19 protein-coding genes and 6 tRNA genes are annotated in these 19,186 nt (G+C 71.0%); 9 read left to right on the forward strand and 16 right to left on the reverse strand.

The features are described from left to right. Nucleotides 1-44 precede the first annotated feature (44 nt). The 7 genes from AC068Z_RS23970 to AC068Z_RS24000 all read right to left on the reverse strand — a co-directional run bounded on the left by AC068Z_RS23970 (nucleotide 45) and on the right by AC068Z_RS24000 (nucleotide 8,086). Nucleotides 45-2,783: an exo-rhamnogalacturonan lyase family protein gene (locus tag AC068Z_RS23970; RefSeq protein WP_478559071.1), complete on the reverse strand. Its 2,739-nt coding sequence runs from the start codon at nucleotides 2,781-2,783 to the stop codon at nucleotides 45-47. 95 nt (nucleotides 2,784-2,878) lie between these two features. After that, complete coding sequence (locus AC068Z_RS23975) at nucleotides 2,879-3,469, reverse strand: hypothetical protein (RefSeq protein WP_478559074.1); 591 nt, start codon at nucleotides 3,467-3,469, stop codon at nucleotides 2,879-2,881. 5 nt (nucleotides 3,470-3,474) lie between these two features. Continuing rightward, a complete protein-coding gene (locus AC068Z_RS23980; RefSeq protein ID WP_478559077.1) occupies nucleotides 3,475-4,365 on the reverse strand; it encodes a carbohydrate ABC transporter permease in 891 nt (296 codons plus the stop codon). Further along, the gene (locus AC068Z_RS23985) at nucleotides 4,362-5,318 is read right to left on the reverse strand and encodes a carbohydrate ABC transporter permease (protein WP_478559080.1); all 957 of its coding nucleotides are present in this window, start codon (nucleotides 5,316-5,318) and stop codon (nucleotides 4,362-4,364) included. The genes AC068Z_RS23980 and AC068Z_RS23985 overlap by 4 nt, the downstream gene beginning before the upstream one ends. 14 nt (nucleotides 5,319-5,332) lie before the next feature. Next, on the reverse strand, nucleotides 5,333-6,619 hold the full coding sequence (locus AC068Z_RS23990) for an ABC transporter substrate-binding protein (RefSeq protein ID WP_478559083.1): 1,287 nt from the start codon (nucleotides 6,617-6,619) through the stop codon (nucleotides 5,333-5,335). Nucleotides 6,620-7,473: 854 nt separating this feature from the next. Next, nucleotides 7,474-7,545, reverse strand: a tRNA-Val gene (locus AC068Z_RS23995). An 88-nt stretch (nucleotides 7,546-7,633) separates the two neighbouring features. Then, nucleotides 7,634-8,086: a TIGR02611 family protein gene (locus AC068Z_RS24000; RefSeq protein WP_478559086.1), complete on the reverse strand. Its 453-nt coding sequence runs from the start codon at nucleotides 8,084-8,086 to the stop codon at nucleotides 7,634-7,636. A gap of 191 nt (nucleotides 8,087-8,277) precedes the next feature. Between AC068Z_RS24000 and AC068Z_RS24005 the strand changes: the two genes are divergently transcribed. Then, nucleotides 8,278-8,691, forward strand: a complete 414-nt coding sequence (locus AC068Z_RS24005; protein ID WP_004002642.1) for an SsgA family sporulation/cell division regulator — start codon at nucleotides 8,278-8,280, stop codon at nucleotides 8,689-8,691. A 291-nt stretch (nucleotides 8,692-8,982) separates the two neighbouring features. Then, entirely contained in the window at nucleotides 8,983-9,546 is a 564-nt protein-coding gene (locus AC068Z_RS24010; protein ID WP_478559089.1) for a CGNR zinc finger domain-containing protein, read from the forward strand. Nucleotides 9,547-10,215: 669 nt separating this feature from the next. On the opposite strand, the gene AC068Z_RS24015 is transcribed toward AC068Z_RS24010, so the two are convergent. After that, nucleotides 10,216-10,365, reverse strand: coding sequence for a hypothetical protein (locus AC068Z_RS24015; protein WP_478559092.1), 150 nt, complete (start codon nucleotides 10,363-10,365; stop codon nucleotides 10,216-10,218). A gap of 153 nt (nucleotides 10,366-10,518) precedes the next feature. Beyond that, a complete protein-coding gene (locus tag AC068Z_RS24020) occupies nucleotides 10,519-10,953 on the reverse strand; it encodes a hypothetical protein (RefSeq protein WP_478559095.1) in 435 nt (144 codons plus the stop codon). A 217-nt stretch (nucleotides 10,954-11,170) separates the two neighbouring features. On the opposite strand from AC068Z_RS24020, the gene AC068Z_RS24025 reads away from it, so the two are divergent. Beyond that, nucleotides 11,171-11,701, forward strand: a complete 531-nt coding sequence (locus AC068Z_RS24025) for a DsbA family protein (protein WP_478559098.1) — start codon at nucleotides 11,171-11,173, stop codon at nucleotides 11,699-11,701. A gap of 20 nt (nucleotides 11,702-11,721) precedes the next feature. Here AC068Z_RS24025 and AC068Z_RS24030 read toward each other — a convergent pair whose 3' ends face one another. Genes AC068Z_RS24030 through AC068Z_RS24040 form a run of 3 tightly spaced genes read right to left on the reverse strand, consistent with a single transcriptional unit; the run spans nucleotide 11,722 to nucleotide 14,460 of the window. Continuing rightward, entirely contained in the window at nucleotides 11,722-12,546 is an 825-nt protein-coding gene (locus tag AC068Z_RS24030; RefSeq protein ID WP_478559101.1) for a GNAT family N-acetyltransferase, read from the reverse strand. 52 nt (nucleotides 12,547-12,598) lie between these two features. After that, nucleotides 12,599-13,420, reverse strand: a complete 822-nt coding sequence (locus tag AC068Z_RS24035) for an aminotransferase class IV (RefSeq protein WP_478559104.1) — start codon at nucleotides 13,418-13,420, stop codon at nucleotides 12,599-12,601. After that, the gene (locus AC068Z_RS24040; RefSeq protein WP_478559107.1) at nucleotides 13,417-14,460 is read right to left on the reverse strand and encodes a chorismate-binding protein; all 1,044 of its coding nucleotides are present in this window, start codon (nucleotides 14,458-14,460) and stop codon (nucleotides 13,417-13,419) included. The genes AC068Z_RS24035 and AC068Z_RS24040 overlap by 4 nt, the downstream gene beginning before the upstream one ends. A gap of 189 nt (nucleotides 14,461-14,649) precedes the next feature. Here AC068Z_RS24040 and AC068Z_RS24045 point away from each other — a divergent pair. The 5 genes from AC068Z_RS24045 to AC068Z_RS24065 all read left to right on the forward strand — a co-directional run bounded on the left by AC068Z_RS24045 (nucleotide 14,650) and on the right by AC068Z_RS24065 (nucleotide 15,107). Beyond that, nucleotides 14,650-14,722, forward strand: a tRNA-Gly gene (locus AC068Z_RS24045). Between the two features lie 40 nt (nucleotides 14,723-14,762). After that, nucleotides 14,763-14,836 (forward strand) — tRNA-Cys (locus tag AC068Z_RS24050). Nucleotide 14,837: 1 nt separating this feature from the next. After that, a tRNA-Val gene (locus AC068Z_RS24055) sits at nucleotides 14,838-14,909 on the forward strand. A 20-nt stretch (nucleotides 14,910-14,929) separates the two neighbouring features. Beyond that, nucleotides 14,930-15,001: transfer RNA gene (locus AC068Z_RS24060), tRNA-Val, on the forward strand. A gap of 34 nt (nucleotides 15,002-15,035) precedes the next feature. After that, nucleotides 15,036-15,107: transfer RNA gene (locus AC068Z_RS24065), tRNA-Val, on the forward strand. Between the two features lie 66 nt (nucleotides 15,108-15,173). Here the strand turns inward: AC068Z_RS24065 and AC068Z_RS24070 are convergent. The 4 genes from AC068Z_RS24070 to AC068Z_RS24085 form a co-directional block, all read right to left on the reverse strand. Then, nucleotides 15,174-15,464 (reverse strand): TFIIB-type zinc ribbon-containing protein, encoded by a 291-nt coding sequence (locus AC068Z_RS24070; RefSeq protein ID WP_451119578.1) that lies wholly within the window; start codon nucleotides 15,462-15,464, stop codon nucleotides 15,174-15,176. Between the two features lie 79 nt (nucleotides 15,465-15,543). Then, nucleotides 15,544-16,524 carry a phosphotransferase family protein gene (locus AC068Z_RS24075; protein ID WP_478559112.1) on the reverse strand — a complete coding sequence of 327 codons (981 nt, stop codon included), beginning with the start codon at nucleotides 16,522-16,524 and terminating at the stop codon, nucleotides 15,544-15,546. Between the two features lie 439 nt (nucleotides 16,525-16,963). Beyond that, the gene (locus tag AC068Z_RS24080) at nucleotides 16,964-17,143 is read right to left on the reverse strand and encodes a hypothetical protein (RefSeq protein WP_315884701.1); all 180 of its coding nucleotides are present in this window, start codon (nucleotides 17,141-17,143) and stop codon (nucleotides 16,964-16,966) included. A gap of 196 nt (nucleotides 17,144-17,339) precedes the next feature. Continuing rightward, a complete protein-coding gene (locus AC068Z_RS24085) occupies nucleotides 17,340-17,615 on the reverse strand; it encodes a hypothetical protein (RefSeq protein ID WP_451723502.1) in 276 nt (91 codons plus the stop codon). Between the two features lie 196 nt (nucleotides 17,616-17,811). Here AC068Z_RS24085 and AC068Z_RS24090 point away from each other — a divergent pair, with 196 nt between their 5' ends. After that, a complete protein-coding gene (locus AC068Z_RS24090; RefSeq protein ID WP_478559887.1) occupies nucleotides 17,812-19,176 on the forward strand; it encodes a serine/threonine-protein kinase in 1,365 nt (454 codons plus the stop codon). The last annotated feature ends 10 nt before the right edge of the window (nucleotides 19,177-19,186 follow it).

Raw genomic sequence — 19,186 nt, forward strand, 5'->3', positions numbered from 1 at the left:
CCAGCCATGACGGCGCCGCACCGTACAGACGGCCCGGCGGAGCGCTACGGCATCCTGTCCCCCAGCAGCGCCAGGTTCTCGATGGCGGCGAGGCCGTACAGCGCGGTGTCGTTCGTGGACACCCAGGCGGCCTCGCTGCCGGGGACCAGCGTGAGGGGCCCGCTCAGCCGCTCCGTCTTCCAGGGCGCCGACTCCTTGTACCCGTCGGAGTTGTAGAACTTCTCCCAGGCCCGCTTGGCCAGCTTCTCGTCCCCGGTCTGGACGGCCGCGTAGGCGTCCAGCCGGGAGTGCCCCTGGAACAGCAGCAGGGTCCCGAAGTTGGAGCCGTACCGGGCCGCCTGCTCGGCCTTCGTGGCGTTGAAGTACCGGCAGTAGTCGAAGTAGGCCTCGTTGAACTCCGGCATGTCGACGAGGTCGATGAGCTCGGCGCACAGCTCGTTGAGCCCGAAGACGGCGGACAGATGCGAGACCCCCACCACCGGCTTGTCGGCGACGGCGAACTTACCGGTGTCCAGGTCGTACAGCCCGGTCCCCTGCACGAATCCGTTCGGCTGCGCGGCGATCGTCTCCATGGTCGACAGTACGCGCGCCCTGGCCTTCTCCCACTTGGGCCCCTTGCGCTCCCACTCGGTCAGCCAGGCGGACACCAGGCCGCTCCAGTCCGTGCCGAAGCCGATCGAGAGCGCGTGCCGGTCGGGGGTGTACGGCTCGGTGCGGATCTTGCGGATCGGGTCGAGGACGAGGAACGTCTCGTCGGAGTCGACGTTGGCGTGCATGAGGTCGCCGACGCGTTCGTCACCGGTGAGGAAGTAGTAGTAGCGCCGATAAGTGGTGTTGGCGATGCGCTGCTGCTTGGCGCTGTCGGCATAGTGCTGGACGCCGTGCCGCGTGCCGAGGCCCGCCCATTCGCCCAGGTGGTAGACGTCCACCTCGCCGGTGTGCCGGGTCATCGCCTCCGCGAACCGGAAGACGTCCGCGCGCCCGGAGCGCAGATACGCGAACCAGAGCCACAGGTCCGGCGACAGCTCGGAGTTGTCCCAGGCGTAGCCGCCGATGTCGTACCGCCACTGGTGCCGGACGGTGTCGTAGGTGTGCATGATGTCGCCGTAGTCCCAGAAACCGTACCAACGGCGCATCTCCACCTGGTCCTTGTAATAGCTGAAGAGGAAGTCGAGGTGGTCCTCGATCTTCGCCTTGGCGGGGGTGGAACGGTCGGGCTCGGAGTACAGGCCGGGGCCGAACACGCCGGCCTTGATGAGCTGCTTGGGCGGCGCGGCGAGCTGCGGCAGCACGCGTACGGCCTCGACCTGCTGCGCCAGGGCGTCCGCCGAGGGGGTCGACTCGTTGGCCCAGAAGAGGAGTTCGGAGGTGCGGGCGATGCCGTACGGCGTCCCGAACCCCGGTTCGTAGTCCTCGTAGGTGATGTTGAGGCCTTCGAGCTGTTCGGGGAAGGTGTCCTGGCCCATGCCGTCGTGGTAGAAGCGCAGGTCCATGGGCTGGGCCTCGGGCGACCAGAGCCAGAGGGTGACCTCGGCGGCCTCGGTGTGGGCGTCGCGGATGTCGAGCTGGGCGGGGAACTTCTCCCAGAAGTCCCGCAGGCCGAAGGAGAGTCCGCCGCTGACGCCTCCGACGTAACCGAAGCCGTTCGCGCGGCCGCCACCGCCGGCGCCGATCCAGCCGTATCCCTTCTTCGTCCGCTTGCGCAGGGTGAAGCCGTCGGCGGAGAGCTGGGAGAGGGTGTAGTCGCCCCACTCGGGGATGTACTGCAGGCGGGTGGTGACCCGCTGGTCCCAGGTGGCCGGGTCGGGCAGTTTCTGCCCGGCGAACTGGGCCGCCTGAACGGCCGCGCCCGGGTCGCGGCGCAGTCCGGTGATGCCCTTGACGGCCTCACGGAGCATGCCGGTGCCCTCGCCGCCGATGCGGATGTGGCGGTCGTACGACTGATCGCGCATCGGGACGGTGAAGCGGACGCCGAGGCCGCGGATGAAGTCGCCGCTCGCCTTGCCGGGTTCCTGGGTGCCGTCGTAGGTGATGGTGTGCACCATGCGGAAGGAGTCGGCGCCCGCGTAGAAGTACAGGCGGATGGAGAACGGCAGCCAACTGCGGTTGCCCTTGCGGTGCTTGCCGTCGATGCGGACGACCGCGCGGACGGGGCCGTCCTGTTCGACGGTGACCTCGGAGATCGCGCCGTCGAACCGCTCGGTCTTCACCGCGCCCTGGTCCTCGTCCTCGATCTCGGGCTGGCGGATCAGGACGAGCCGGCCGTCGCGGGCGATCTCCGTCGAGCCACGGGTCACCGACTTGATCAGCGTGGCTCCGGACTTGCCGATCTTCGCGGTGATGACACCGGTCGAGATGTCGATCGTGCCGCCGCTCTTGTCGACGGTGACCTTCTTCTCGGGGGCGGCGGGGTCACCGGCGGCGAGGGTCAGCTTGCCCGCGCCGCCCGAACCGACGGCGTGCGCGGTCCACTTGAGGGAGCCGTCGGGCCAGTAGGCGAGCGGCCAGGTCTGTACGGGCACGGCCTTGCCGTCCGCGTCGGTCAGCGCGAACGTCTGGTCCTCCTGGAAGGCGCCCTTCGGCCAGGGCACACCGACGGTCGAGCCGGGCGCGGCACCGAGGCCGCCGTCCTCCAGCCAGTCCAGGGTCACGGGGTCGCCGTCACCGGCGGCGGCTCTGGGCGCGGCCTGCGCGTCCTTCGCCCCCAGTGCCCAGCTGAACTGCGCGGCGGCTCCGGCGAGGGCGGCCGCCTTGAGCAGGGACCTGCGAGGAATGGGGGACATGACCTTTCCTTCCGTGCGGGTGGATTGGACAGGGGCATGACAGAAAGAGGTACGACGCCCAGGGGGCGCCGACCCGGTGCGAGGGCACCGCCGGGTCAGCGGTGCCGGTACCGCGCCTCCACGGCGACGGCCGCCGCGGCCACGGCCCCGAGGACGGGGACCGCGAGCGGCGCGATGAACGCGGCGGACAGGGCCACCACGGCGAGACCGGTGATGATCAGGAAAGACCCGGCGGGGTCGAGCACGGTCCGCCGTCCGGCGTCCGCGAGCAGCGCCCGCCAGGAGGCGTCCGGCGTCCACACGGCCGCCGCCCGCAGCAGGGCCACGGTCAGCCCGATCAGCGCGACGAGACCGACGGCCCCGACGACAGGCCCGCCGGGCAGCCCGGCCCGCGCGGCCTGGACGTCCACCCAGACCGCCGCGCCCGCCGCCCCACCGGCGAGCCCGACGACCCACCCACCGCGCACGGCCGCCCGGAAGTCCGCGACGAACTCCCGCCACCCGCCGGCCTCATGGCCGGTACGGCGCCGCAGATGCCGGGCGCCGGCCGCGAAGGCGGCGGGGTAGGTGACCAGGCCCAGACAGGCCACGGCGATCCACACACCGGTGAGCAGGCACTCGGCGAACACCGCGAAGCGCTCGCCGAACACGGACTCCTTGCGGGCTTTCACACGCGCCTCGGCCATGGTGGTCAGCCCTTCAGACCGGAGGTCGCCATGCCGTCGATCAGGTAGCGCTGGAAGGCCATGAAGAAGGCGATGACCGGCACCAGCGCCACCAGCGACATGGCGATCATGCTGCCGTAGTTGGAGATGCCCTCCTGGTCGCGGAACATCATCAGGCCCAGCGAGACCGTGTACTTGTCCGGGGTGTTGAGGTAGATCAGCGGCCCCATGAAGTCGTTCCAGGCGTTGATGAAGGTGAAGATGGCGCTGGTGATGAGCGCGGGGCGGCACAGCGGGAGCACGATGGACCAGTACGTCCGCAGGTGCCCGCAGCCGTCGAGCTTGGCGGCCTCGTCCAGCTCGCGCGGCAGCCCGCGCATGAACTGCACCATCAGGAAGACGAAGAACGCCTCCGTGGCCAGGAACTTGCCCGCGACCAGCGGCACCAGCGTGTCGACGAGCTCCAGGTTGCGGAACAGCACGTACTGCGGGATGAGCAGCACGTGGTACGGCAGCAGCAGGGTGCCGATCATCAGCGTGAACAGCAGGTTCCGCCCGGCGAAGCCGATCTTGGCGAAGGCGTACGCGGTCAGCGAGCTGGACACCACGACACCGACCACGGCCAGGACGGCGTACATCAGCGAGTTCATGAAGAAGGTGCTGATGGAGATGCCGGAGATGCCGTCGGCGAGCCCGGAGAAGTTCGCCCAGACCGGCTCGGTGGGCAGCAGGTCGAGGCTGGCGATGATGTCCTTGCTCGGCTTGAACGAGGCGCCGACGACCCAGATCACGGGATAGAGGACGACCGCGAGGATGGCGAGCGCGCCCACGTGCCAGGCGATCGAACCGGTGCGCCGACGCTCGTTCTCGGTGCGTACGGCCTTGGCGCGTACGTCGGGACTGGTGGCGGTGGTCACTTGGCGGCCTCCTCGTAGTGCACCCACTTCTTCTGCGACCAGAACAGGACCGCCGTGACGAGCCCCACCGCGACCACCAGCGTCCAGGCCATCGCGGAGGCGAAGCCCATCTGGGCCTCCTTGAAGCCCTTCTGGTAGAGGTAGCAGGTGTAGACGAGCGTGGCGTCGGCCGGTCCGCACCGGGTGTCGGAGACGACGTAGGCGGAGCCGAACACCTGGAAGGCGTGGATGGACTCCAGGAGCACGTTGAAGAACAGCACCGGCGAGATCATCGGCAGCGTGATGTTCCAGAACCGGCGGAAGGGGCCGGCCCCGTCGACCTCGGCGGCCTCGTACAGCTCCCGCGGGACCTGCTTGAGGCCGGCCAGGAAGATGACCATCGGCGCGCCGAACTGCCAGATGCTGAGGGCCACCAGGGCGTAGATGACGTAGTCCGGGTTGCCGATCCAGCCGCCCACGTCCATACCGAAGATCTTCTGCGTCCGGTCCACGACCGCGTCGTCCGAGAACAGCGCCCGCCAGACGAAGCCGACGGAGACGCTGGCGCCGATCAGCGAGGGCATGTAGAACGCGGCTCGGTACAGGCCCTGTCCGCGCCGGCTCTGCGCGAGCAGCAGCGCGACGCCGAGCGCGAGCAGCAGCTTCAGCGGGGTGGCCACGACGACGTACTTCAGCGTGACCTCGACCGACTTCTGCCAGCGCGGGTCCTGGAACATCGTCGTGAAGTTGTCGAGGCCCACCCACTGGGGCGGCGTGAACAGGTTGTAGCTGGTGAACGCGTAGTACAGCGACGCGATCATCGGCCCCGCCGTGAGCAGCAGGAACCCCGCGATCCACGGCGACATGAAGAGATAGCCGGCGAGGTTCTCGCGGCGCCGCCCGCGCCGCCCGGCGGGGGGCGCGGCGGGCCGCTTCCCGGCCGGGCGCGCGGGCGCTTCCTTGACGAGCGTCATGGTGGTACGTCCCCTCAGCCCGCGAACGCGGCCTTGGCCTCGCTGAACAGCGCCTTGGCGGCATCGGCCGGCTTGGTCTTGCCCTGGGCCACCTCACCGCCCAAGCGCAGGAACGCGGCCTCGATGACATCGGCGCCGGACGGGTGCGGGGTGATCTTCCCGAGCACTCCGGCGTCGGCGACCTCCTCCTCGTACGCCTTGACGCCCTTGTTGTTGTCGTCGGTGGGCGTGAACGCCTCGTACTGCTCGGTGGTGGCGAGGATGCCGCGGTCGTAACCCATGATCTTGCCGACCTCGGGGTCGTGGACCATGAAGTCGATGAACTGGGCGACCTCCTTCGGGTGCTTGGTTCCGGAGAAGGCGCTGAGCATCAGCGAGCCGAGGTACTGGCCGGTGTCCTTGCCGTCCGTGGTGGGGATCGGCGCGAGCCCGTAGTCCGACTCGCCCTCGCCCTCGTAGCGGATGGAGAAGTTGTCCCAGGTGAACTCGGAGGCGGCGAGCCCCGCGGAGAGACCGGACTTGGGGGCGACCTGCTCGATCTTCTTGGGGTCGGCGACGAGTCCGGACCTGACCCGCTTGTAGCCGTCCTCCCACCACTGCGTCAGATCGTCCTCGGTGAAGCCGAGATCGGAGTCGGTGAAGAAGGCCTTGCCGTTCTGACGGAGATACAGGTCGTAGAGGTACATGATGCCGAAGTAGCCCGTGTCACCGGCGATCTTCAGTTTGTCCTGCACGGTCTGGAGCGCGTCGAAGTACTCGTCCCAGGTCCAGCCGAACTTCGCCTCCACGCCTGCCTTCTTGAAGGCCTTGAGGTCGATGACGAGGGCCATCGTGTTGGCGCCGACGGGGATGCCGAGCTGCTTGTCGTCGACCTGACCGTTCGCCAGAACGCCGTTGCGGAAGTTCTCCAGGCTCAGATTCCCGGCGTCCGCCTGGGTCTTGAGATCCATCAGAACTCCGCGCTTGTCGTACTTGCGCAGGAACCCGACGGCATTCTGGAAAACGTCCGGCGGATTTCCTCCGGAGGCCTGCGTCTGGAACTTCTCCCAGAACGCGGCGTAGTCGGTGAATTCCGGCTTGATCTTGATCTTCGGGTACTTCTTCTCGAAGAGCGCGATCGTCTTCTTGATGGCGATGGTGCGCGGCTCGCCACCCCACCATGCGTAACGGAGCGTCACGGTGCCGTCGCCGGAGCCGCTGTCCCCGCCGCATCCGGTCGTCGCGGCCAACCCGAGCGTGGCGGCCGAAGCGCCGGCCACCTTGAGGATCGTACGCCTCTCAACATTCCTGCTGGTTCCCACAGTCGGGCCCTCCCCGCGGCGTCGTCGCCGGTTGCATGAATCGTTTCAAGTAAGCGCTTGCTGGCACAAGTTACGGAGGGCCTCGGGGTGCGTCAATGATTCGGACAGGAATTTCTTGGGGCGCGGGTGGGCGGGGCGGGCGGAAGGGGCGGCGGACCGACGCGGGCGGCGGGGTGTTTTCGCAGGTGGGGAGGGCGGGGTCGGCTGGTCGAACGTGATGTGGGGCGTCGGATGTGGGGGTGCTTCGGCCGAAAGTCGTGCGGGGCGGGGGGCGTGCGGGCCGAGGGGTGGTGCGGGTTGACGGGTCGTGCGGGTCGGACGGGCCGAGGGTCGTGTGGGCCGACGGGGCGTCCGGGTCGACGGGGCGGGCAGGCCGACGGGGTACGGGTCGGGCGAAGGTCGGACGGGCCGGGCGCGTGCAGGTGGGGTGGGTCGGGGGGCGCCTCGGTGAGGGTCGCGCAGGCGGGGTGGGTCGGGGGCGCCTCAGTAAGGGTCGCTCCTGAGGAGATCGGGCCGGCGGGTACGGCGAGGGCCGTCGCCGACGTTCGAGCCCTGCTGTCGAGCGCACTCGACCACCGCTGTCGAGCTCATTCGACCGCTGCTGCCGAATTCGCTCGGGGGGGGGTCTGCAGGTCAGGCTCGCTCAGGGCCTGCTGGTCGAGTTCGCTCGGGTCCTGCTGATCGAGTCCGCTTGGTCCTGCTGGCCAGGTTAGCCCGGGTCCTGCTGATCGAGCCCGCTTGGTCCTGCCGGCCGGGTTCGCTCGGGGCCTGGCGAGACGTTGCCTCGCGGCGCGTCGGACCCCAGAGAACGACCGCGGCCCGTCTGCTCGAAGCAGACGGGCCGCGGTCCCGGGTGGGCGATACTGGGTTCGAACCAGTGACCTCTTCGGTGTGAACGAAGCGCTCTCCCACTGAGCTAATCGCCCGGGCGCAGGAAGAACATTACCCCATGTCAGGGGGTGCTTGTGACCAGCGCGGACGTGGCCCGGCCGGCACCCGCACCCCCTCGGCGGATCACTGGTCCTCGATCTTCCAGGGCATCACGACGCCGAACTTCCACAGGTAGATGCCGCCCAGGACGGCCACGATCACGAGCCCGGTCGCGGTCAGGATGATGTTGCGGCGGCGCACCTTGGGATCGAGAGCACGCTGGGCGGCCTCGGTGACCTTGCGCTTGGTCCAGCGCAGCACCAGCTGGGCCCAGACGAACTCGGTCGCCCAGATCGCCATGCCCCCGAAGATCACGACCCAGCCCGGGCCGGGCAGCGGCAGCATCACGATGCCGAGCGCCACGACCGCCAGGCCGATGACGAAGACACCCACCTGCCAGCTGAGGTGCAACAGACGGCGCGCCTTGACGAACTCGGGCGCTCGGGAACCGAGCCCCTGCTCGCTCTTCGCACCGTCCACTTCGGCCTCGTTCGTCGCCATGGCCACCTCGCCAGGCTCGCTACTCCCCGTATTCATACGGCCAAACCCTACCGGAGAGAAACCAGTCACCGGAATGGTCGTACCTCTCGAACGGGACGTCGGCCGGAAGAGTTACGTAAAGGCACGCAAAACACTCAGAGGGGTTTACAACGGCACCGTAGGTGGCATGTCGATTTCGCCGACGTGCGAATCCCCGAGCGCACACTGAGCGAAAGGCCCTGGCGCTTATGAACACCACGGTCAGCTGCGAGCTGCACCTGCGCCTCGTTGTGTCGAGCGAGTCCTCCCTGCCTGTCCCCGCAGGCCTGCGGTACGACACGGCCGACCCCTACGCCGTGCACGCCACCTTCCACACCGGAGCCGAGGAAACCGTCGAGTGGGTGTTCGCCCGCGACCTTCTCGCGGAGGGCCTGCACCGGCCCACGGGCACCGGAGACGTCCGAGTCTGGCCGTCGCGCAGTCACGGTCAGGGGGTCGTGTGCATCGCCCTGAGCTCTCCGGAGGGCGAGGCCCTCCTCGAGGCCCCGGCACGGGCCCTCGAGTCCTTCCTGAAGCGAACAGACGCCGCCGTGCCACCCGGCACGGAACATCGGCACTTCGATCTCGATCAGGAGCTCTCACACATCCTGGCGGAGAGCTGAGGCGGGCCGCCACGAAGCCGCCCGACGCCGTCGACTCGGGGTGACGGCTCGGGCCACGACAAACAATCGCATACGGTATGCGCCGACGCCGTCGCCGTGAGTCACTCACGGTGACGGCGTCGGCGTGCGTGTACTCCCGGCGACAGAGGCCTGATCTCGCGGTTCGCGGGCCTGTTCGGTTGCCCCCGGCTACCACGTCCCTGGCGCGGCCGTGCCGTTGTGGGGGAAGCTACTACCATCGGCCAGCATCGGCGGGCGCCCGCGCCCGCCCCTCAGGCCAGGGAGCGAAACGTGCTGATCACCCACGACACCCGGTGCGCCCTCGACGCCGTGGTGGATCTGGTGAACACCGCGCCGGAGGACGACGACCCGACGACCGAGGCGTTGCCGGACGTCACGGCGCTCGCGGACTTCGTGCGCAGGCACGAGATCAGCGATGTCGGGGTGCTCTCGGAGCTGGACCTGTCCGCGGTGCGCACGGTGCGGGGGAAGTTCGCCCGGGTCTTCGCGTCGCCGGACGCGCGGACGGCCTCCGGCCTGATCAACGAGCTGGTCGCGACGGCCGGCACCACTCCGCGGCTGACCGATCACGACGGCTACGACTGGCATGTGCACTACTTCGCGCCGGGCGCGTCCGTGGCGGATCACCTCGCGGCCGACTGCGGCATGGCTCTCGCGTTCTTCGTGGTCGCCGGTGAGCAGGAGCGGCTGCGCCGCTGCGAGGCACCCGACTGCCGCCGCGCCTTCGTCGACCTCTCCCGCAACCGCTCCCGCCGCTACTGCGACAGCCGCACCTGCGGAAACCGCCTGCACGTAGCCGCATACCGAGCCCGCCGCAAGGAAGCAGCGGGCTGAGGCCGGCCCGACGGGGTCTGGGCCAAGCGGACAAAGGCTGGCGCCGGGCCTACGGGGTCCGGGGCCGGGGCCGGGGCCGACAAGAACTGAGGCCGGGCCGACGAGGGCCTGTGCCGAGCAGAGGGGCGCTGGGGTCGGCGGTCGAGGATCAGGTCGAGGTCGGCCGTTGACTTTGGCGGACGCCAAGGCTCGAGGCCGGGCAGCGCGACACAGAGGCGCGAAGCGCTCACAGAACGCGGGCAGGGCGCCGAGGCACTGGCTGGGCATTGAAGCCGAGGCGGGCGCGGGAGCGCGGGGCGGTCACCGAGGCAGGGGCCGCGGAGCCCGAGGCGGGGGTCACAGACGCGCGGGCCCGCGCTGAGGCATGAGGCGGACTCCGGAGCGCGAAGCGGCCACCGCGGGAGCCAAGGGGCGATCACCGAAGCCCTCGACGGGCCCCGATGCAGAAGCCGGCACGCAAGCCCCGGGCGGACACCGGAGCCCAGGCCCGGCGCGGGAGCGCGAAGCGGTCACCGGGGCTTGGGAGTGTCGCAGAGCGCAGGGGCGCCGCACCCCCCGGAGCGCGGGCTGCCAGCGAAGAGCGGCCAGTGCCCAAGGATCTTGATGGCGCCGTATGTCTCGGTGTCGTCGCGGGCCCCGGCGGGTGGCGCCGGGGGCCGCGGGTACGGCTCAGAGCAGCAGCAGGTCGTGCAGCGCAGCCATGAGCAGCAGACACCCGATCACCGCAAGGAAGATCATCAGCGGTGGCTGGGAAAGGGCGAAAAGGCATCCGCGCGGCTCGTCCTGCGGCGGCGCGGCCTCGCTCTGTGTGTCCAGCATCTCGCGGCGATGATGGCGCAGCCGACCCGCCCGGCGCGATCAACACGCCCGGAAGAAGCGGGAGTTCGCCTTAATCCGCGATGTCCGTTCCAGGTCTTGATCGGTTACGGACGGGCGGCGACCCACTGTGTCGTTTCAGCCGACGTGCGGCCGTCATATGCCGTGCTTCTTGAGGATGGCCTCAATGTCGCTGAAGTCCTCCTGGGGCGCCGCCGCGGGCTTGCCCGCCGACCGCGAGCCGGAGCCCAGCGAGGGCGCCGAGGCCGCCGGGGCCACCGCTCCGGGCTGAGCGGCCCGCGCCTGCTTGCGCTCCTTGCGGCTGCCGCCGCCCCCACGGCGGCGCTCCACGGCACGGGTGCTCGCGAAGAGCATCCAGGAGGCACCGAGCACGCCGAAGCCCGCCCAGGCGGTGGGACTGAACGCGGTGTCCGCCAGCCACTCGACCACCCCGGTCATCACCAGCCCCAGCGGGACCAGCGCGTACGCGGCGATGCGAGCGGCGGACAGGTAACGCTTGCGGTACGCCGTGACCGCCGCGATGCCCAGGCCGGCCGCGGCGACGGCGGAACAGACGGTCTCGGCAATCATCCGGTCCTCCAGACAGGATTCGGTCAGGCACGCTGCGCCCGGCACTGCGTCCCTTCCATCCTGCACCTGCGGGACCCCGCCGGGCCATGGTCCGGGCGGACATCAGGGACATCTCCGGGTCGGCTCCTCCGAAGGTGCCGGTCGGGGGTGATCGGGGGTGCATCCCTGATGGGGACGCAATTGGGTCGCACAGGCCCCGGACTGGGAGACTGGGCCCATGAGCGACTCCTCCCCCGTCCGTCCCACCGCCCCCGTTCTCGACGTGTGGTGCGAACTCCAGTGCCCCGACTGCCGTACCGCCCTCGACGACCTGAGGGCTTTGCGCGCCCGCTACGGCGACCGGCTGGAGCTGCGGCTGCGGCACTTCCCGCTGGAGAAGCACAAGCACTCCTTCGCCGCCGCGCAGGCCGCCGAGGAAGCCCTCGAACAGGGGCAGGGATGGCCGTACGTCGAGGCGGTGCTGGGCCGGGTCGAGGAGCTGGACCGTAAGGGAGAACCCTTCCTGGTCGAGGTGGCCCGGGAACTCGGGCTGGACGCCGAGGAGTTCGACACCGCGCTGATCGACGGCCGGCACATCCTGATCGTGGACGCCGACCAGGCCGAGGGCAAGGCGATCGGCGTCACCGGCACCCCGACGTACGTCATCGGCGGCGAGCGCCTCGACGGCGGCAAGGGCCAGGAGGGCCTGCGCGAGCGGATCGAGGAGATCGCCGACCGACTGCTGGCGGCCGAGTCCGGCCAGGCCTGAGCCGAGCGCGAGCCCGGCCCTCAGAGCAGGTTCTTGTACATCGAGTAGCCCACCGGCACATAGCCCAGGGACTCGTAGAGGCGCTCGGCCGGGGTGTTGTCCGCGAAGACGTTGAGGCCGATCACCGGCTTGCCGGCGGCCACCGCCTGGGCCTCGGCCAGCAGCATCAGCGAGCGGCCGTGGCCCCGGCCGCGGAAGCGCTCGTCGGCCTCGACGTCGAAGACGAACGCCTTCTCCCCCGCCGTCGACACCCACAGGGTGCCGACGGGAGTCCCCTCGTGCTCCAGGACGCTGATCAGCACGTCCTCGGTGTCCAGGCCCTGCGGGAGCAGCCTGGCGAAGTCGGTCAGGGACTTGGCCCACGCCTCGCTCTCGGGCACCCCGCGGTCGATCCAGCTCTGCGCGTAGTGCGCGTTGCCGTGCTCCACCCAAGGCCCGTACTCGGCCTCCGTCATGGGGCGGCCCCGGCTGCCCTCGGGCAGTTCGGGCGGGGTGGCCGTGAGCCGCTTCTCCATGCCGCGGTTGCGGTGGACGTAGCCCAGCGCGGTGGCCAGCCGCAGCGCGGGCCCGGCGTCGCCCGGCACCCGGATCTCGACGCGCGTGCAGCCCCAGCCGCGGGCCACCTCCTCGGCGGCGAGCGCGGCCACGGTGCCCCGGCCGCGCCCCCGGTCGGGCTCCGCGATGCTCAGATCGCTGATCTCGGCGACGGTCGGCCCGAAGACGGGGTGCGTGGCGAGGCGTATCGCGCCGACGGGACGGCTGTTCACGCACACCTGGAAGTGGCGGGACAGCGCCCCGTCGGCATCGCGCTGGAGCGGCTCGGTCGGCCGCAGGGTCGTGGTCATCACGGGTGTTCTACCCGCGATGGAGGCCCACGTCAGCTTCTTTTCCCCCGGCTCACGGATCTTGGTCCTGGCCGGACCGCTCGTCGAAGATCCGCATGGCCTTGGCGGTCACCGGGCCCGGGGCCGCGGACAGTTCGCGCTCGTCGACGCGGCGCACGGCCTGCACGTCCCTGAGCGTCGACGTCAGGAAGATCTCGTCGGCCCGCTCCAGCACGTCCAGCGGCAGGTCGGTCTCCTTGGCGCCGGTCCACTCCACGACCAGCTCACGGGTGATGCCGGCGAGGCAGCCCGAGGCGAGCGGCGGAGTGTGGATCTCGCCGTCCAGGACGACGAAGACGTTCGAGCCCGTGCCCTCGCAGAGCTGTCCGACGGTGTTGGCGAACAGCGCCTCGGAACCGCCGTGTTGGTGGGCGCGGGCCAGGGCGACGACGTTCTCCGCGTACGAGGTCGTCTTCAGGCCGGTGAGGGCGCCGCGCTCGTTCCGGGTCCAGGGGACCGTGATCACGGCGGTCGTGTCGGGGCGGCGGGTGGTCTCGCCGAGGGCGACGACGAGGGTCGGGCCGTGCTCGCCGCGGTCGGAGCCGAGGGGGCCGTGGCCGCCGGTGTAGGTGATGCGCAGCCGGCCGAGCGGCATCGGATTGGCCTCGATCACGGCCGTACAGGCGCGGCGGACCTCGTCGTGGTCGGGGTCGGGCAGGCCGAGGCCGCGCGCGGAGCGGGTCAGCCGGTTCAGATGCCGGGTCAGCGCGAACGGCTTGCCGTCGGTCGCCTTCACCGTCTCGAAGATGCCGTCGCCCACGGTCAGCCCGTGGTCGAAGACGGAGACGCGGGCGGACTCGATGTCCTGGAGCCCGCCGTCGAGCCAGATCGTCACTGCAGTGCCTCTCCACTTGCCTCGTACTGTCCCGACGCTACCGCGAGCAGCCGGGAGGCTTTCAGTTCGGTCTCGCGCCACTCGCCCTCGGGGTCCGAGCCCCAGGTGATGCCGGCGCCGGTGCCGAAGCGCAGCGCGCCTGCCGCGCGGTCGATCCAGAAGGTGCGGATGCCGACCGCGAGCTCGCCGGTGCCCCGGTCCGCGTCGACCCATCCGATGCCCCCGCAGTACGGGCCCCGGGGCGCCGTCTCCAGCGCGTCGATGATCCGCAGCGCGCTCGACTTGGGGGCGCCGGTGACCGAGCCGGGCGGGAAGGCGGCGGCGAGCAGCTCGGGCCAGCCGGCGTCGGGGCGCAGTGCGCCGCGCACGGTGGAGACGAGGTGGACCAGGCCGGGGTGCTTCTCGACGGCGCACAGGTCGGGAACGCTGACGGAGCCGGTGGCGCAGACGCGGCCGATGTCGTTGCGGACCAGGTCCACGATCATCACGTTCTCGCCGTAGTCCTTCTCCAGGAGGTCCGCCTCGGTGCGACCGGTGCCCTTGATCGGTCCGGACTCCACGATCCGGCCGTCCCGGCGCAGGAACAGCTCCGGGGAGGCGGTGGCGATCTCCACGCCGTACCCCGGCAGCCGGATCGTTCCTGCGTACGGCGCCGGGTTGCCGCGGGCCAGCAGCGCGGTGAGGGCGTCCACGTCGGCGTCGGGCGCGACGGGCGCGGAGAGCACCCGGCAGAGGTTCGCCTGGTAGACCTCGCCCGCGGCGATGTACTCGCGGATGCGCCGGACGCCCGCGGTGTAGGCGGCGCGGTCGAGGGAGGACGTCCAGTCCGCCGGCGCCGGGCCGCGCCAGGCCCCCGGCACCGGGGCGGGCACGGGTGCGTCCCGTACGTCCCGGAAGCGGGCGCAGGTCAGCCGGCCCTCGAAGTCCGCGGCGACGGCCCAGAAGCCGGTGGAGTCCAGAGCCGCTGGATCGCTGGTGACGTCGAGGAGGCCGGTGGCGAGACGGTCGCCGAAACGGGCCAGAGGAGGGAGGTCGAGCACGTTGTCGAGTCTATGGCGGGTGTCACCCCGGTGACCTGGGCATGTCCTCGCGGGGGCTCTGACCACGTCGGACAGCAGGTCGAGCCGGGGTGCGGCGCAGCACGCTGCACAAACGCGTTTTTGTACTGGCCCAGGAATCCGCTAGAGTTCAACACGTCGCCGGGACGCGCAAGCGGAACGGAAAGACAGGCGAACGTAGCTCAGTTGGTAGAGCGCAACCTTGCCAAGGTTGAGGTCGCGAGTTCGAACCTCGTCGTTCGCTCGGAAGAGCAAGGGGGATCATCCCGAACCCCCACACTCCTGGTGGAGTGGCCGAGAGGCGAGGCAACGGCCTGCAAAGCCGTCTACACGGGTTCAAATCCCGTCTCCACCTCCAAGGACGATTAGCTCAGCGGGAGAGCGCTTCCCTGACACGGAAGAGGTCACTGGTTCAATCCCAGTATCGTCCACTGGATCTTCGGATCCTCCCGCGCGATTAGCTCAGCGGGAGAGCGCTTCCCTGACACGGAAGAGGTCACTGGTTCAATCCCAGTATCGCGCACGCAAGATCCACGGCCCTCGGGTCGTGATCCCGAGGACGATTAGCTCAGCGGGAGAGCGCTTCCCTGACACGGAAGAGGTCACTGGTTCAATCCCAGTATCGTCCACACACCGACTAGCCCCGGCCGCCTCTCGGCGACCGGGGCTTCGTCGTGCGCGGTGCCGCTCGGCCCTCAGCTGGAGAACAGCATGTGGCCGAAGCTCTTGTGGCGCTTGTGGCCGTAGTGGCCGCCGCCGTGCTGCGGGGCGCCCCACGCGGGGGCCGCGGGGGCGGGCGCGGCCGGGTACGCCTGGGGGGCCGGGGGCGCCGGTGGGGCCGGCTGGGACCACTGGGACTCCAGGCGGGTCAGGGCCTCCAGCTCGCCGTAGTCGAGAAATATCCCGCGGCAGCCGCTGCACTGCTCGATCTGGACGCCGTTGCGGTTGTAGGTGTGCATCGGGGCACGGCACTTCGGACATTGCATGTCGGCTCAACTCCTCGCCGGTCGGTCCTGCTTCGCGTATCGCCAGGACAGACTCTGTCCGGCTGCGGTCGGTTGCACCCTACTTGGCTGATTCGTACGTCAACTCGGGCGGGGTCGAGGCCATTCGGTCGCAGGCGTCGATCAGTGACCGCTCGACCTCGTCGAGGGGGCGGCCGGCCTCCGTCGCCTTGGCGATCGCCGTGGCGGCCGTCTGGACGGTCAGGGCGCGGGCCGGGATGTCGAGGGCCGGCCAGGGGTCGCCGTGCGGGGCGAGGGCGGGGCCGTGGGCGGTGCGGTACGCCGTGAGGAAGCGGGTCCACTCGTCGGGCGTGAGGAGTCCGCAGGCGTACCAGGCGGCGGGGCGGGCGAGGTCCCAGGCGGGTACGCCGGTGCCGAGGTCGTCGACGTCGATGAGGCGCCAGGGGCCGTCCTGTGCGGGGTGGCGGACGAGCTGGCCGAGGTGGAAGTCGCCGTGGCAGAGGGTGGGGGTGGGGGTGCCGGTGGTGCCGTGCGGCATCGGGGCCTCTGCCCGGGCCCAGGCAGGGAGGGTGTGCCAGGCGCGGAGGACGACGGTGGCAGCGGTCTGGTGCGGGGTGGTGGCCTGGTGACGGGTGGCCGAGGCTCTCATCCGGTCGATGGCTCGGGCCGCCTTCTCCGGGCCGCGCATGGGGGGCGTGTGCGGGAGGGGCGGATGCCGGTGGAGGCGGGCGAGGAGGGTGGCGGCGGCTTCCCAAGGGGCGGCGTCGGGGGCGTGGGGGTCCACGGGGGTGCCGTACGGCCAGCAGGTCGTCAGGCGGTCGTGGAGGGGGGTGGGGTGCGGGGTGAGGGGTGGGAGGAGGACGTCGGGGAGGGCTGTGGCGGTGGCCAGGCGGACGGTGAGGTGGGCGGGGTCGGCGTCCGGGGCGTGGGCCTTCGCGACGGTGTGCGCGTGACGGACGACGGTGGCGTCGGGGCGGTCGGCGAGGGTTTCGGGGGTGCCGCAGGGGCAGGCGGGGGTTCGTGCGTGGGCGGCGGCTGTGGCGGCGCGGGTCAGGTCCGGCACGAGGAGGTTGGCGGTCACGTGGCTCCCTGCGGGGGTGTGGCTGTGGTGAGGGTACGCAGGGGGTGGGGGCGTGCGGGAGTGCGGGTGCGTCTGGGCTTGCGGTGGGGGTGAGTGCGGGTGCGCTGAGGCGGGGGGTGGGTTCGCTTGCCCGCGCTTGCGGGGTGCCGCCGCGCCCACCCGTGCCGCCCTGCGGCACGACTGCCCGCGGCTTCGTGGGGGGACTGCCCGCAGCCAGGCCGGATTGGGGGGCGTTGCCCGGGTGGGCCTCTGCCCAGCGGCACGACTGCCCGCAGCGGCGGCAGGCACGGCAGCGGCGCAGCCGTCCGGGCAAAAGGTAATGCCGGCGCAGCTCCCCAGCTGCGCCGGCATTGTTGCCGTCCGCCGCACCCCCGTCCCCACGGGGTTTCATGGGTGGATGTCCCCGCCCGGACCGCTCTTCCGGGCCTGGGGTCGCCGCTCAGCGCCCCAGCATCACTCCCACGGACGACGCTTGTGTGGCCACTGTCTCCCAGCCGTCGAAGACGAGGAGGAGCAGGGCCGCCAGGGGAAGGGCCATCAGCGTCGCCACCAGCGGGTGGCGACGGCCCTGGCGGCGCGTCTGTGTGCGGAGCAGTGTCCGCGGAGCCGTCTGGGCCATGGTCCCTCTCCTGACCGTTCTGTTGTCCTTGGCAGCGGCGGGTGTCTGACCTCGGGGGACGAGTGCTGCACCCGCCGCTTGACCTCAAATCTACGGGCGCGGCCCTCGTCGCACGTCATGCCCTCGTACCGATTGCCGGGCCTCCCGGAGGATGAGCCGTCACCTGCGGAGTACTCCCCTGGGTGGAGACGGAGTCCTAGGTCTCGGGGTCTTCCCGGAGGGGGCGCCCGGTGTGCCCCGCTTTCTCCGAGGCGTCCTCGCGCGGCACCGGCTGCTCGACCAGCGCCAGGACCCGGTTCGCCATGAACCGTGCCGTACGCACGACAGATCCGCTGCGGGTGACTTCGCTCACTTCCACCACACCTCGGCGCACCGCCGTCTCCACCCGGCGGCCCGCCCTGCTCGCCACCACCTCGTACGTGCGGGTCGTGTCCCCCGCGTCCACGACTATCTCCACGCGATCACCCTTCACGGGTTCAATCCCCCTTCTTCGGTGGGCGGTTGGGAGTCGACGCAACACGAAGTGCGCCTGTTCGTCGGCTCCCTGACCACTCCTCAATTCTCGCACCGGGCACTGACAATCCGTCCGGACGAGAGGGCGCGGCCTCTGCGCGCAGGCGGCCGGGGAAACGTAAGCTGTGGCTCGTCACAGGGACCGGGCAGCGGGGATGAACATGGCGATGATGCGCCTGAGGCGCGAGGACCCGCGCGTCGTCGGCTCGTTCAGGCTTCACAGGCGGCTCGGCGCGGGCGGGATGGGCGTGGTCTACCTGGGCTCCGACAAGAAGGGGCAGCGGGTCGCGCTGAAGGTCATCCGACCTGATCTGGCCGAGGACCAGGAGTTCCGTTCGCGGTTCGCGCGCGAGGTCTCCGCGGCGCGGCGGATCCGGGGCGGCTGCACCGCACGGCTCGTCGCCGCCGATCTCGACGCCGACCGGCCCTGGTTCGCCACCCAGTACGTGCCCGGGCCGTCCCTGCACGACAAGGTCGCCGACGAGGGGTCGCTGGTCGCGGCCGAGGTCGCCGCGATCGGGGCCGCGCTGTCGGAGGGGCTCGTCGCCGTTCACGAGGCCGGGGTCGTGCACCGGGACCTCAAGCCGTCCAACATCCTGCTCTCCCCCAAGGGCCCGCGGATCATCGACTTCGGCATCGCCTGGGCCACCGGGGCCTCGACGCTCACCCACGTCGGTACGGCCGTCGGGTCGCCCGGGTTCCTCGCGCCCGAGCAGGTGCGCGGCGCCGCCGTCACCCCGGCCACGGACGTGTTCTCGCTCGGGGCGACGCTGGCGTACGCCTCGATGGGCGACTCGCCCTTCGGGCACGGCAGTTCCGAGGTGATGCTGTACCGCGTGGTGCACGAGGAGCCGATGCTGCACGGCGTGCCCGACGCGCTGGCCCCGCTCGTCCGGGCCTGTCTCGCCAAGGATCCCGAGGAGCGGCCGACCACGCTTCAGCTGTCGCTGCGGCTGAAGGAGATCGCGGCGCGTGAGGCGCAGGGGATCGCGGAGCTGCGCCCGCCCGCGCCGCGCTCGGGTGACGCGGACCGCCCGACCGGACGGCTCGCGGACACCTACCCGGACCGCGTCCAGCGCCGCCCGCAGGGCGCCCCGGGAACGCCCGCGCCCCGCGCCACCGGTCCCTCCTCGCGCGGCCCCGCTCCCTCGCGCGGCGGCAGCACCTCCCGCGGCGGCGGTCCCGCCTCGTCGTCCGGCCGTTCCGGGGCGGCGAGGCCCACGCCCGCCTCGCGCAACACCGGCCGCACCGGCGGCGGCAACCGGCCCGGTCCGCGCAGCGGCACCGGGCGTCCGGCACCGCGCACCACGGGCACGGGCCGCCGGCCCGCCAACCCGCAGTTGCTGCGTCAGCGGCTGTTCGTGTTCGTCGTGGTGACCCTGCTGGTCGCGCTCGGCATCGCCGCCGCCCAGGGCTGCCAGGGCCCGAGCCGGGGCATGGGCGACCAGCGGGACGTCGTACGGCAGGAAGTGCGGCAGGAGCAGGCGGCGCCGGGGTACGGGGCGCCGCACCGGTCGTAGTGCGTCTCGA

The sequence above is a fragment of the Streptomyces sp. NPDC043726 genome (assembly GCF_056436565.1).